General features: G+C 63.4%; 8 protein-coding genes and 3 pseudogenes. 8 read left to right on the forward strand and 3 right to left on the reverse strand.

All coding sequences use genetic code 11. From position 1 onward, the window contains the following. The first annotated feature begins 29 nt into the window (after positions 1-29). Positions 30-1040 carry a zinc-dependent alcohol dehydrogenase family protein gene (locus tag E6B08_RS04025; protein WP_136912844.1) on the forward strand — a complete coding sequence of 337 codons (1011 nt, stop codon included), beginning with the start codon at positions 30-32 and terminating at the stop codon, positions 1038-1040. Positions 1041-1232: 192 nt separating this feature from the next. On the opposite strand, the gene E6B08_RS04030 is transcribed toward E6B08_RS04025, so the two are convergent. Then, positions 1233-1931 carry a FadR/GntR family transcriptional regulator gene (locus E6B08_RS04030; protein ID WP_136912845.1) on the reverse strand — a complete coding sequence of 233 codons (699 nt, stop codon included), beginning with the start codon at positions 1929-1931 and terminating at the stop codon, positions 1233-1235. 262 nt (positions 1932-2193) lie between these two features. On the opposite strand from E6B08_RS04030, the pseudogene E6B08_RS04035 reads away from it, so the two are divergent. Together E6B08_RS04035 and gudD are read left to right on the forward strand one after the other, a co-directional pair. Then, positions 2194-3545 (forward strand): annotated as a pseudogene (locus tag E6B08_RS04035) (MFS transporter). A 19-nt stretch (positions 3546-3564) separates the two neighbouring features. Further along, the gene (gudD, locus tag E6B08_RS04040) at positions 3565-4920 is read left to right on the forward strand and encodes a glucarate dehydratase (protein ID WP_136912847.1); all 1356 of its coding nucleotides are present in this window, start codon (positions 3565-3567) and stop codon (positions 4918-4920) included. Positions 4921-5013: 93 nt separating this feature from the next. Here the strand turns inward: gudD and E6B08_RS04045 are convergent, their stop codons facing one another. Further along, positions 5014-5901: a LysR family transcriptional regulator gene (locus E6B08_RS04045; protein ID WP_136912848.1), complete on the reverse strand. Its 888-nt coding sequence runs from the start codon at positions 5899-5901 to the stop codon at positions 5014-5016. Between the two features lie 99 nt (positions 5902-6000). Here E6B08_RS04045 and E6B08_RS04050 point away from each other — a divergent pair, with 99 nt between their 5' ends. From E6B08_RS04050 to gabP, 3 genes are all read left to right on the forward strand, one after another. Continuing rightward, the gene (locus E6B08_RS04050; protein WP_136912849.1) at positions 6001-6942 is read left to right on the forward strand and encodes a 2-hydroxyacid dehydrogenase; all 942 of its coding nucleotides are present in this window, start codon (positions 6001-6003) and stop codon (positions 6940-6942) included. Positions 6943-7037: 95 nt separating this feature from the next. Beyond that, positions 7038-8381, forward strand: coding sequence for an MFS transporter (locus E6B08_RS04055; RefSeq protein ID WP_136912850.1), 1344 nt, complete (start codon positions 7038-7040; stop codon positions 8379-8381). Positions 8382-9544: 1163 nt separating this feature from the next. Next, positions 9545-10936 carry a GABA permease gene (gene gabP, locus E6B08_RS04060; protein WP_136912851.1) on the forward strand — a complete coding sequence of 464 codons (1392 nt, stop codon included), beginning with the start codon at positions 9545-9547 and terminating at the stop codon, positions 10934-10936. 204 nt (positions 10937-11140) lie between these two features. On the opposite strand, the pseudogene E6B08_RS04065 reads toward gabP, so the two are convergent. Beyond that, a pseudogene (locus tag E6B08_RS04065) lies at positions 11141-11269 on the reverse strand (DUF1016 N-terminal domain-containing protein); the annotation flags it as partial. Here E6B08_RS04065 and E6B08_RS04070 point away from each other — a divergent pair. Both E6B08_RS04070 and E6B08_RS04075 read left to right on the forward strand, forming a co-directional pair. Then, positions 11269-11868: pseudogene (locus E6B08_RS04070) on the forward strand (PDDEXK nuclease domain-containing protein); the annotation flags it as partial. The pseudogenes E6B08_RS04065 and E6B08_RS04070 sit on opposite strands and share 1 nt — an antisense overlap. 179 nt (positions 11869-12047) lie before the next feature. Next, entirely contained in the window at positions 12048-12896 is an 849-nt protein-coding gene (locus tag E6B08_RS04075) for an STAS domain-containing protein (RefSeq protein ID WP_136912852.1), read from the forward strand.

Genomic DNA, 12896 nt, shown 5'->3' on the forward strand with positions numbered 1-12896 from the left:
TTGTCTTCCCCGTGAATGGAACCCCTGCCATGACCCACAAAGCCATCTACGTGAAACCCGGCGGCGGCTACGACAAGGTCGAAGTCGGCACCTGCGAAGCCCCCGCGCCGCAGGCCGGCGAGATCACCGTGCGGCTGCACGCCAGTTCCCTCAATTACCACGACTTCGCCGTGGTCAGCGGCATGTGGGGCCCGAGCGAGCGACGCATCCCTATGGCCGATGGTGCTGGCGAAGTCGTTGCGATCGGCGCCGGCGTGAGCGAATTCAAGGTCGGCGACCCTGTCGTCAGCACGTTCTTCCCCGATTGGATCGACGGCCAGCCCCTGCTCGAAGGCTTCGCCAGCGTGCCCGGCGACGGCATCGACGGCTATGCCCGTGAGCAGGTCACCGCCCGCGCCACCTCCTTCACCCTCGCACCCCAGGGCTTCAGCCACGCCGAGGCCGCCACCCTGACCACCGCCGGCCTCACTGCCTGGCGTGCGCTGATGAGCGACGATCACCTGAAACCTGGCGACACCGTACTGGTGCAAGGCACCGGCGGGGTGTCGATCTTCGCCCTGCAGTTCGCCAAGCTGGCCGGTGCCACGGTGATTGCCACCTCGTCCAGCGATGCCAAGCTCGAACGCCTCAAGGCCCTGGGCGCCGACCACCTGATCAACTACCGCAGCACCCCAGCGTGGGGCGAGAAGGTACGTGAGCTTACCGGCAATCGCGGCGTCGACCATGTGATCGAAGTGGGTGGCCCGGCGACCCTGGAGCAATCGATTATCGCTGCACGGATCGGCGGGCATGTGTCGCTGATCGGCATTCTCACGGGTGTGGCCGGGCAACTGCCGCTGGTGCAGGCGTTGGTGCGGCAGATCCGCCTGCAAGGCGTGCTGGTGGGCAGCCGCGCGCAGCAGCAAGCGATGGTCCGGGCGATCGACGCCAATGGCCTGCGGCCTGTGGTGGACAAGCACTTCGAGCTGGAGCAGATCGTCGAAGCGTTCCGCTACCAGGAGAGTAACCGGCATTTCGGCAAGATCTGTTTGACCTGGTAAAACCTCAAGACAGTGCTGACGTTGGGGTTGCAGACCTGACGCGGTCCTTGTGGGAGCGGCCTTGCGTCGCGAAAGGGCGGCGCAGCAGCCCCTCGATTTCAGCGCCGAAGCCAAGGGTATGGGGCCGCTATGCGGCCCTTTCGCGACGCAAGGCCGCTCCCACAAGAAAAAGTGTGGGTTACCTGGCAATCATCAATCCGGCAACAACCGATCCCGGCTGTTGGACAGGTGCAAACAGATCGCTGCCCGCGCCGCATCCGGGTCCTGGCGGCGGATGGCATTGAGGATCGCCTCGTGCTCCAGGTTGGCCAGGTAGGCATGCCGCGCCAGGTTCGCCCCGGCGCGCTCGGCCAGGGCCATGCGGTTACGTGGGATCAGGCCATTGCCCAGTTGCGCCATCATTTCGCTGAAGTACAGGTTGCCGGTGGCCTCGGCGATCAACAGGTGGAAGCGACGGTCCGCCTCGATGCAACTGTCTCCGGCGGCCGCCAGATCCTGGTAGTCGTCCAGGGCCTGGCGCATGCGTGCCAGGTGCTTGTCATCGCGGCGCACGGCCGCGAGGGCGGCCGCCTGGCCCTCCAAACCGATGCGCAATTCCAGCAGGTCGCGCACGCTCGCGGCGTTTTCCGCACCCACCCGCAGGCTGCCCTGGGCCAGACGTTCGATCACGAACGTGCCGATGCCGTGACGCGGCTCTACCAATCCCGAAGCCTGTAGTTTGGACAGGGCTTCGCGCACCACGGTGCGGCTGACCCCATGCTCGCGCACCAAGGTGTTTTCCGAGGGCAGCTTGTCGCCGGGCTTGAAGGTGCCCAACAGGATTTGCTGGGTCAGGCGCGAGACCAGGTCGTGTGCACGGCTGTGGCTGCGTGGGGCGGCAGGTTGGGGCATGAGCGGACTCCGTGGCAGGTGCTGGCTTGTATGACAAGTTAATCGATAAAAATATTTTCTGCCGCTTTTTTCCTGGCGTAGCACGAGAGTGTTCTACAAGATAAACGCTATTTCGCAGCAATATCGCCATTAATCAGCTTGTACTTTGTCTTTTCGACGCCGTTACCCATCTTGTCGTACAACCTTGCCGCGCATATGCTCCACCCCATTGTCCTGCCCGACAACCCGACCCGCACAAAAACAATTAGTGGGAGATCCACAAGTGAACGACACCCTCGCTCCGTCTGCCCGGAATGAAGGCGACGCCCTGGCCAGCGCCGTGACCAAGGTCAAGCGCCACGTCCTGCCGCTGTTTGTCATCATGTTCATCGTCAACTACCTCGATCGCGTCAACATCGGCTTCGTCCGCCCGCACCTGGAAAGCGACCTGGGTATCAGCGCCGCCGCCTACGGTTTTGGCGCCGGCCTATTCTTCATTGGCTACGCCTTGTTCGAAGTGCCCTCCAACATGCTGCTGCAACGTGTCGGTGCGCGCCTGTGGCTGACCCGCATCATGTTCACCTGGGGCCTGGTGGCCACGGCCATGGCCTTCGTGCAGAACGAAACCCAGTTCTATGTGCTGCGCTTTTTGCTGGGTGTAGCGGAGGCGGGCTTCTTCCCCGGCGTTATCTACTATTTCACCCGCTGGCTGCCGGCGGCCGAGCGGGGCAAGGCGATTGCCATCTTCCTCAGCGGCTCGGCACTGGCTTCGCTGATCTCAGGTCCCTTGGCCGGGGCGCTGATGCAGATCCAGGGCATGGGCCTGCACGGCTGGCAGTGGATGCTGTTCATCGAAGGCATGGCCTCGGTGGCGCTGTGCTTCTTCGTGTTCTTCTGGCTCGACTCCAAACCCCAGGATGCCAAGTGGCTGAGCCAGGCCGAGCAGGATGCATTGGTCGACACCATCGACCGCGAGCAGCGCGAGCGCGAAGCGTCCGGCGTGGTCAAACCCTCGGTCTGGAGCCTGCTCAAGGACCGCCAGATCGTGCTGTTCTGCCTGATCTACTTCTGCATCCAACTGACCATCTATGCCGCGACCTTCTGGCTGCCGAGCATCATCAAGCGCATGGGCGAGTTGAGCGATCTGCAGGTCGGCTTCTTCAACTCCATCCCATGGCTGATCTCGATCCTGGCCATGTACGCCTTCGCCGCCGGTTCCAGCCGCTGGAAGTTCCAGCAGGCCTGGGTGGCCGGTGCGCTGGTGGTCGCTGCTCTCGGCATGTTCATGTCCACCACCGGTGGACCGGTATTCGCCTTCGTCGCCATCTGCTTCGCCGCCATCGGCTTCAAGTCGGCCTCGTCGCTGTTCTGGCCGATTCCGCAGGGCTACCTGGATGCACGTATCGCCGCGGCGGTGATCGCACTGATCAATTCGGTCGGCAACCTCGGCGGCTTCGTCGCCCCCACCACCTTCGGGCTGCTCGAGCAGCAGACCGGGTCGATCCAGGGCGGGCTGTATGGCCTGGCCGTGACCTCGGTGCTGGCGGCCATCGCCGTGTTCTTCGTCCGTACCCGCCCCAAGGGCGTTCCTTCCCATGACCTCAAGGCCCTTCGTCCTTGAGTCAGACCCACTGATGACTGCGAGACAACAACCATGAACATGCAGACGACACCCGCGCTCCATACCCAAACGCCCGTGGTCACCGACTTGCGCGTGATCCCGGTGGCTGGCCACGACAGCATGCTGCTCAACCTCAGTGGCGCCCACGGCCCGTACTTCACCCGCAACGTCGTGGTGCTGCGCGACAGCGCCGGCAATACCGGGCTGGGCGAGGTGCCCGGTGGCGAGAAGATCCGCCAGACCCTGGAGGACAGCCGCAGCCTGGTGGTCGGCCAGCCGATCGGCCATTACCAGCGCGTGCTCAACGCCATGCGCCAGACCTTCGCCAACCGTGATTCGGCTGGCCGTGGCCTGCAGACCTTCGACCTGCGCATCACCGTGCACGCAGTCACCGCCATCGAGTCGGCCTTGCTCGACCTGCTTGGCCAGCACCTGAACGTACCCATGGCGGCGCTACTCGGCGAAGGCCAGCAACGCGATGCGGTGAAGATGCTGGGCTATCTGTTCTACATCGGCGACCGTCAGCAGACCGACCTGGCCTACCGCAACGAAGCCGATGCCGACGACGACTGGTTCCGTCTGCGCCACGAAAAGGCGCTGACCCCCGAGGCGGTAGTACGCCTGGCCGAAGCCGCCAAGCAGCGCTATGGCTTCAGCGACTTCAAGCTCAAGGGCGGCGTGCTGCGTGGCGAGGAAGAAATGGAAGCGGTGACCGCCCTGGCCGAGCGCTTTCCCGAAGCGCGCATCACCCTCGACCCCAATGGCGCCTGGTCGCTCAAGGAGGCCATTGCCCTGTGCCGCGACAAGCACGATGTGCTGGCCTACGCCGAGGACCCGTGCGGCGCCGAGAATGGCTATTCGGGCCGTGAGGTGATGGCCGAGTTCCGCCGCGCCACCGGCTTGCCGACCGCCACCAACATGATCGCCACCGACTGGCGGCAGATGGGCCACGCGATCCAACTGCAATCGGTGGACATCCCGCTGGCCGATCCGCACTTCTGGACCTTGCAGGGTTCGGTGCGGGTGGCGCAGATGTGCAACGACTGGGGCCTGACCTGGGGTTCGCATTCGAACAACCACTTCGACATTTCCCTGGCCATGTTCACCCAGGTGGCGGCGGCGGCGCCGGGCGAGATCACCGCGATCGACACGCACTGGATCTGGCAGGACGGCCAGCGCCTGACCCGTGACCCACTGCGTATCGTCGATGGCCATGTGCGAGTGCCAGAGCGACCGGGGCTGGGCGTGGAAATCGACGAAGACCAGTTGGCCAAGGCGCACGAGTGCTACCGCAACATGGGGCTGGGCGCACGGGATGACAGCGTGGCGATGCAGTTCCTGATTCCGGGGTGGCAGTTCGATAACAAGCGGCCTTGCCTGGTGCGGTGAGCCATAGGGCCTCTTCGCGGGACAAGCCCGCTCCCACAGGCTGGGCGCAGAACCTGTGGGAGCGGGCTTGTCCCGCGAAGGGGCCAGCGCCATTTATCCTGCTTCGAAAAACCCCCGCGCCATCGCCACGAACGCCACCAACACCGGGTTCGGGTTATCTCGGCAATACGCCAGAAAGATCTCCGCCTGCTGCTCCATCCCCTGCAGCGGCCTGAACACCACCTGCTCCAGGCGCAACGCCTGCGCCGAGGCCGGCACTACCGCGCAACCCAAGCCGACATTGACCAATCCCAGCACCGAGTGGGTCTGCCCCAACCGGTGCAGATAACGCGGCTGTACCTCGTGTCGGGCGAACAGGTTGGCGATGCGGTCATGCAGGTAACGCCCTTCGCCCGCGCTGTACATGATGAACGGCTGTTCGTGGAAGTCGTCCGGCCTGAGCCGTTCGCGGCTGCTCAACGGGTGCCCGGCTGGCAGCGCGGCCACGAACGGTTCGCGGTGGATCGGCACGTACTCGACGCGAGCGCTGGGCAGCACCTGGCGAACCAGGCCGATGTCGATCAGGCTGGCTTCCAGGTCATGCACCTGGGTGCTGGAAACGCTTTCGCTGAGCATCAGTTCGATATCCGGCAGGGTCTTGCCGGCGTGCACCAGCAGGCGCGGGATCATGCTGTAGGCGCCCACTGCGGTGAAACCCAGGGTCAACCGGCCGGCCTCGCCGTGGGCGATCCGCCGGGCCGAGTGGCTGGCGGTCTCGGCGATATGCAGGATGCGCCGGGCGTCTTCGAGAAAGCTCATGCCGGCAAGGGTCAACCGCGCCTGGCGGTTGTTGCGTTCGAGCAACAACACCCCGAGCGAATGTTCCAGCAGCTGGATCTGCCGGCTCAGCGGCGGCTGGGTCATGTGCAGGCGGGTGGCCGCACGGCCGAAATGCAGCTCTTCGGCAACGGCGACGAAGCAACGCAGCTGGTGCAGCTCCATGATTCAATTCCTGAATTATTCGATCCAGCATCTATATTAGACCTGTATCAAATGCCGGCCTAGCATCGACCCATGTCTTCGAACTGCCGGATACCCACGATGAACCAGAACACCATCGACGTGCTGTTGACCCAGCCCGTGCCCGAGGCCATCGATGCCCAGCTGGTCGCTGCCTACCAGGTGCACCGGTTGTACCAGCAGAGCAACCCGCAACAGCTGCTCGACGAAGTCGGTCCACGCATTCGCGGTGTGGTCACCGGTGGCGCCAAGGGGTTGTCCAACGCCCTGATGGACCAGTTGCCTGCCCTGAACATCATCGCCATCAGCGGCATCGGTACCGACGCCGTGGACCTGCGCCATGCGGCCAGCCGCGGCATTCACGTGACCACCACACCGGGTGTGCTCACCGCCGATGTCGCCGACATGGCTCTGGGCCTGATCATCAGTACCTTGCGCCGACTGGGCGAGGGCGAGCGGTTGGTGCGCGATGGCTTGTGGGGCACGGTCAACCTGCCGCTGGCGCGCAAGGTCAGCGGCATCGACCTGGGCATCGTCGGCCTGGGCCAGGTGGGCAAGGCCATCGCCCGCCGCGCCGCCGCCTTCGACATGCGCATCGCCTATCACGGGCGCCGCGAACAGCCGGGCTCGGGTTACCGCTACGAGGCCGACCTGGTGGAACTGGCGCGTTCGGTGGACGTGCTGGTGGTCGCCGCCTCCGCCGATGGCGGCCAGGTGCTGGTGACCGCCGAAGTGCTCGAAGCGCTCGGGCCGCAGGGTTACCTGATCAACGTGGCGCGCGGCAAGCTGGTGGATGAGCCGGCACTGGTCGAGGCGCTGCGCGAAGGGCGTATCGCCGGCGCCGGGCTGGACGTGTTCGTCGACGAGCCGCATGTGCCGCCTGCGCTGCGCGACCTCAACCAGGCCAGCCTGCAACCGCACCGGGGCAGCGCCACGCTGCAGACCCGGCTGGAGATGGGGCAGATGGTGCTCGACAACCTGGCTGCCTGTTTCCGAGGGGAGATGCCACCCAATCGCGCATAGCCGCCATCGCCGGCAAGCCGGCGTATCACAAGGCCCACAGGCCACACCTTCTCTTCACAAGAACAATCGCTTCCATCGAGAAGCAAGAGGGTCACATGAACAGCAAATCCGCCGTCGCCGCACCGCAGGCACTGGCTGGGGTCAATCGCCATCGCTTCCTGATCCTGGCGCTGATCTTCGTCATCACCGTCATCAACTACGCCGACCGCGCCACCCTGTCGATCACCGGTACCGAGGTGCTCAAGGACCTGGGCATGGACCCGGTGATGCTCGGCATGGTGTTTTCCGCCTTTGCCTGGGCCTACGCCCTTGGCCAGGTCCCCGGCGGCTGGTTGCTCGACCGCTTCGGCGCGCGCCGGGTGTATGGCGTCAGCCTGATCCTCTGGTCATTGTTCACCTTGATGCAGGGCACCGTGGGCTGGATGGGCCTGGCGGGCGCTTCGGCGGCGGTGGCGTTGTTCTCCATGCGCTTCATGCTCGGCCTGGTGGAGTCGCCAGCGTTTCCGGCCAACTCGCGGGTAGTCAGCTGTTGGTTCCCCACGCGTGAGCGGGGCACGGCATCGGCCTTGTTCAACTCGGCGCAGTACATGGCAGTGGTGGTGTTCGCCCCGCTGATGGCCTGGATGACCCACACCCTCAGCTGGGAGCAGGTGTTCATCTGGATGGGCGTGCTGGGGCTGTTGCTGAGCCTGGTGTGGTTCCGCCTCTACCATGAGCCGCATAGCGCCCCGGGGCTCAGCCGCGAAGAACTCGACTACATGCGTGAGGGTGGTGCACTGGTCGACCTGGAAAAAGAACGCAAGACCGCCAAGAGCAAGCCGACCCGTGCCGAAGTGATGCAGTTGTTCACCAGCCGCAACCTGTGGGCGGTGTACCTGGGCCAGTACTGCATCACCGCGCTCACCTATTTCTTCATCACCTGGTTCCCGATCTACCTGATCAAGGGCCGCGGCATGACCATCATGGAGGCTGGCTGGGTCGCCGCGTTGCCGGCGATCTGCGGCTTCACCGGCGGCATTCTCGGCGGTTTCCTCTCCGATTGGCTGATCAGCCGTGGCGTGCATCCTTCCAAGGCCCGCAAGACTCCGTTCGTGATCGGCATGGCGTTGTCCACCAGCCTGGTGCTGGCCAACTACGTCGACGGCAACGCCGCGGTGATTGCCTTGATGACCCTGGCGTTCTTCGGCAAGGGCCTGGCGGCGGTGGGTTGGGCGGTACTGTCGGATGTGGCGCCGAAGAAGATGGTCGGCCTGTGCGGCGGTGTGTTCAACGGCATCGGCAACATCGCCGGCATCGTCACGCCGCTGGTGATCGGTTACGTGGTGGCCTCCACCGGCTCGTTCAACAACGCACTCTGGTTCGTGGCCGCCCATGGCGTGCTGGGAATCCTCGCTTACCTGTTGCTGGCCCGGCGCTTCGAGCGTACCGGACAGGCGTAGGCAGACGCCTGAGCAACAGGGCCCCGGGAGACCGGGGCTTTTTTTTGGTTCTTCACGGATTGTCGGGGAGCTTGGCTTGGCATTTATATCGTGAGCTGATCCATTGTGTGTAGCGGCGCTACCGGCCCCTTCCGCCTTTACGGCGGGCTCCTTTGTTCTTGGACAAAGGAGCGCAAAACCGCTTGCTCCCCCATACGGCCCCTACGCTGCGCTTCGGGGTTCCCTCGCTTCGGCGCCTTCCGGGCCCGCGCGGCCTACGACTTGCTCCGCAAGTCTACATCTCGCGCCTCCGGCTACGCCGGAGGGTGCTTCGCACCTGGCCCTCCAGCCACCTACGCTCGGCCTCCTGAGGTCGCGGGTAGATCAAGATCAAAAGCCAGATCAAAAGCCAGAGCAACGGCAGGCGAATCGCTGCGCTCTCGCGGTTTACCTATCGCTTTGTGTTGTAGCAGATAGCGCGGTGTCTCTTTCGAAGATAACGCCAGTGCAGGCGCCGCCCCTAACTTCGCGACGTCAGGAGGCCGAGCGTAGGCGCCTGTAGGGCCAGGTGCGCAGCACCCTTCGGCGTAGCCGAAGGCGCGAGATGTAGACTTGCGGAGCAAGTCGTAGGCCGCGCGGGCCCGGAAGGCGCCGTAGCGAGGGGACCCGTAGCGCAGCGGAGGGCCGGATGCAGGAGCGAGCGGTTTTGCGTCCCTTTTTCCAAGAAAAAAGGGACCCGCCGTAAAGGCGGAAGGGGCCAGTAGCGCCGCTACACAAAATGGACCGTTCCCAATCTCAATGCCAACAAGCCAAGCCAAGCCAAGCCAAGCCCAATCCCGACAATCCGTGAAGAACCTTTTTTTACCTGTACCTACCCAACCACACCCAAATGAAAAGCGGAACCTCCAGACGACCCGATGGCGCATCCAGACATGCCATTCGCGACATCTGGCGCGAATGGAAATGCGTTGTCGTGATCGCGCACCTACGGGACGTTCTCGTGTAAATTCCCGGCGCCGCAGGGGGCTTAAATGGACCCCGAATTGCTGGTGCGTTGCTCTGTAAAGCGTGCAGAAGGTCAACAACAGAGCGTGAGCGACGTGTCATTCCCCTCGTCTTCAAGGAGCTTTTTTCGCCTACGCCTGCCCGTCCTTCCTTGTGTCAGCAAAAAGAGAACAAGATCAATGAACACCGTGGGATCTGATGGCAACCTTGCACAAGGTTTCAAGCCGCGTCATGTAACGATGCTGTCCATCGCGGGCATCATCGGTGCCGGACTTTTCGTGGGTTCCGGGCACGCCATCGCGGCGGCCGGGCCTGCCACCATAATTTCTTACTTCGTGGCCGGGACCCTGGTGGTGCTGGTCATGCGCATGCTCGGCGAAATGGCCGTGGCGCATCCCGACACCGGATCGTTCTCCACCTATGCCGACCAAGCCATCGGCCGCTGGGCCGGCTACACCATCGGCTGGCTGTACTGGTGGTTCTGGGTGCTGGTGATTCCGATCGAGGCGCTGGCCGCCGGGCACGTGCTCAATGCCTGGTTCCCGGACATCCCCAGCTGGATATTCGCCCTGGCCTCGGTGGTGCTGCTGGCCGGCACCAACCTGTTCAGCGTGGCCAAGTATGGCGAGTTCGAGTTCTGGTTCGCCATTCTCAAGGTCACCGCCATTCTCGGCTTCATCGGCCTGGGCTTCGCCGCCCTGATGGGCTGGCTGCCCAACCGCGAGGTCAGCGGCCTCAGCGGCCTGATGGCCGAGCACGGCGGCTTCGCGCCCAAGGGCTGGTCGGCGGTGATCGGCGCGTTCATCACCGTGATGTTCAGCTTCATCGGCACCGAGGCGGTGACCATCGCCGCCTCCGAATCCAGCGACCCGTCGCGCAACATCGCCAAGGCCACGCGCTCGGTGATCTGGCGGATCAGCACCTTCTACATCCTGTCGATCTTCGTGATCATCTCGGTGGTGCCGTGGAACGACCCGCAGTTGGCGGTGGTGGGTTCGTACCAGCGCGCACTGGAGATCATGAACATCCCCAATGCCGGCTTCATGGTCGACCTGGTAGTGCTGGTGGCGGTGACCAGCTGCATGAACTCGTCGATCTACATTGCTTCGCGGATGATGTATTCCCTGGCCAAGCGTGGCGATGCCCCTGCGATGCTCAACAAGACCTCCAAGGTCGGTGTGCCGCGCGCCGCGGTGTTCGGCAGCACGTTGATCGGCGCCGCCATCGCGGTGCTCAACTACTTTGCGCCGAAGGGCGTGTTCGAGTTCCTCCTGGCCAGCTCAGGTGCCATCGCGCTGCTGGTGTACCTGGTCATCGCCATCTCCCAGCTGCGCATGCGTCGCCGCCTGGAGCGCGAGAACACCGAGCTGAAATTCCGCATGTGGCTGTTCCCGTACTTGACCTGGGCGGTGATCCTGTTCATCGGCGGGGCGCTGGCGGTGATGATGTATACACCCGAGCATCGTGCGGAAGTGAGTTCGACCTTGGGCCTGGCGATCGTGATTTCCTTCCTGGGGATCGTCACCTCGCGGGGCCATGCGCAGACGGTGGGGGCGCGGTCGATGGGGTGAACGCGTTCACCTTGCGGTAGGGCCGAGGGCACCAGTGGATGGGTGCCCTTTGCTTTTTGAAACACGTGTTCGAGGTTGCCAGGGGCGGGGCGGCGCCTCTTCGGGAGTAGACTTTCTGGGGTATTCACACAGGGAGTCGCTTCATGAGTGGGCAACATCAAGAACCACAAACGCCCAATGCCCTCGCTTCGGGAAAGGATGACCCCGGCTCGACCACTTCTCCTGGATGGCCCGGCGCAAGTAGAACTCACGCTCCTCGGGTAGTTTGCTCAGGGTGAGAATGGTCAGATTCTTGGTCCACGGCAATTGTGTCAGCAGTGCTGACACTTTCTCAGTTGGAGCGCCAATTCAAGACCTCGCTTTTCGAACGCAGCATTGCCAGCCCGACAAAGGCTTCGGCAGCACTGAAGCAGCAATATCCGGCGGCAATGGACGTTTTCGAGATGCCTACATGGTCGAGTTTCCGGGGTTACCCCAAGGCCATGCCGAAGCCGATTTGCACCGCGCATTGATGGAGCGCCTGAAGGCGTTCCTGGTCGAGCTGGGCCGGGATTTCTGCTTCGTCGGTTCCCAATACCCTCTGCAGGCGGGAGGCCGGGACTTCGCATTGGACCTGCTCTTCTTCCACCGCAGGCTTAACTGTCTGGTCGCGATCGAGCTAAAGGTCGGTCGCTTCGAGCCGGAGTACCTGGGCAAGCTCGATTTCTATCTCGAGGCCTTGGACCAACGAGCGCAAGGCTCATGAAAACCCGGCCATCGGGGTGCTGTTGTGTGCCAGCAAGGAGGACGAAGTGGTCGAGTACGCGCTCAATCGCAGTGTGTCCCCCGCGTTGATCGCGCAGTACCAGACGCGTCTGCCGGACAAGGCGCTGCTGCAGGCGAAGTTGCATGAGTTCTATGCCTTGGGCTCCGTTGAAGAACAGGGCGCTTAGCGCGGCTCCGGTGTCTGGCATCCCTTCCACTGCGGCCATCCCAAGCCCTGCGGCGCATCATGGATGGCCCATTGCAATTATCTTTTTCAATGCCACAACTATTTTCACCGCTAAATGTCATTCTTTGCAGGTCGGCCGTTTATGGGGATGCCGGCCCACCCGCATAGGAGCGAAGAAAAATGGTAGCACTGCACGACAGCACGTTGGACAGCATCAAGAACAACCAGGCGCAACTGCTGACTCAATGGACAGCGGCCCTGGAGGCCAACGGCGCCAACCGCAATCTCAGGGAACAGACCGTGTTGCAGGAAACCCGCGACTTCCTGCAACTGTTCGTCGATGGCCTGCAATCAGGCAGCGGTGGCATCGCCGATCTGGAGTGGGAAGAAACCCGCCGTTTCCTGGAAAAACTCTCGGCCAGCCGTGCGCAACTGGGCCACGACTCCCACCAGGCAGCGTATTTCATCTTCGCCCTAAAGGGCCCGCTGTTCGGTCTGCTGCAAACGCATTTCCGCGATGACCCGGCGCGCCTGGCCGAACAGTTGTGGGTCATCTCCGAGCTGCTGGATACGCTCGGCATGCACACCATCCGCACCTATCAAAAGACCCGTGAAGCGGTGATCAAGCGCCAGCAGGAAGAACTGCTGGAACTGTCCACCCCAGTGGTCAAGCTGTGGGATGGCGTGCTGGCGCTGCCGCTGATCGGCACCCTGGATTCGCAACGCAGCCAGACGGTGATGGAATCGCTGCTGCAGCGCATCGTCGATACCGGTTCGGAAATCGCCATCATCGACATCACCGGCGTGCCGACCGTCGATACCCTGGTTGCCCAACACCTGCTCAAGACCGTCACTGCCATCCGCCTGATGGGCGCCGACTGCATCATCAGCGGCGTACGTCCGCAGATCGCGCAGACCATCGTGCACCTGGGCCTGGACCTGGGCACCCTGACCACCAAGGCCAACCTCGCCGATGCCCTGAAGCTGGCGCTCAAGCGCCTGGGCGTCAGCCTGGACGGGCAGGGATAG

It is taken from the genome of Pseudomonas putida (assembly GCF_005080685.1).
In the GTDB taxonomy this organism is placed as follows: Bacteria; Pseudomonadota; Gammaproteobacteria; order Pseudomonadales; family Pseudomonadaceae; genus Aquipseudomonas; species Aquipseudomonas putida_V.

Coding starts and splice junctions, on each gene's coding strand:
- E6B08_RS04025 (WP_136912844.1), top strand. CDS start 30: ATGACCCACAAAGCCATCTACGTGAAACCCGGCGGCGGCTACGACAAG.
- E6B08_RS04030 (WP_136912845.1), bottom strand. CDS start 1,931: ATGCCCCAACCTGCCGCCCCACGCAGCCACAGCCGTGCACACGACCTG.
- gudD (WP_136912847.1), top strand. CDS start 3,565: ATGAACATGCAGACGACACCCGCGCTCCATACCCAAACGCCCGTGGTC.
- E6B08_RS04045 (WP_136912848.1), bottom strand. CDS start 5,901: ATGGAGCTGCACCAGCTGCGTTGCTTCGTCGCCGTTGCCGAAGAGCTG.
- E6B08_RS04050 (WP_136912849.1), top strand. CDS start 6,001: ATGAACCAGAACACCATCGACGTGCTGTTGACCCAGCCCGTGCCCGAG.
- E6B08_RS04055 (WP_136912850.1), top strand. CDS start 7,038: ATGAACAGCAAATCCGCCGTCGCCGCACCGCAGGCACTGGCTGGGGTC.
- gabP (WP_136912851.1), top strand. CDS start 9,545: ATGAACACCGTGGGATCTGATGGCAACCTTGCACAAGGTTTCAAGCCG.
- E6B08_RS04075 (WP_136912852.1), top strand. CDS start 12,048: ATGGTAGCACTGCACGACAGCACGTTGGACAGCATCAAGAACAACCAG.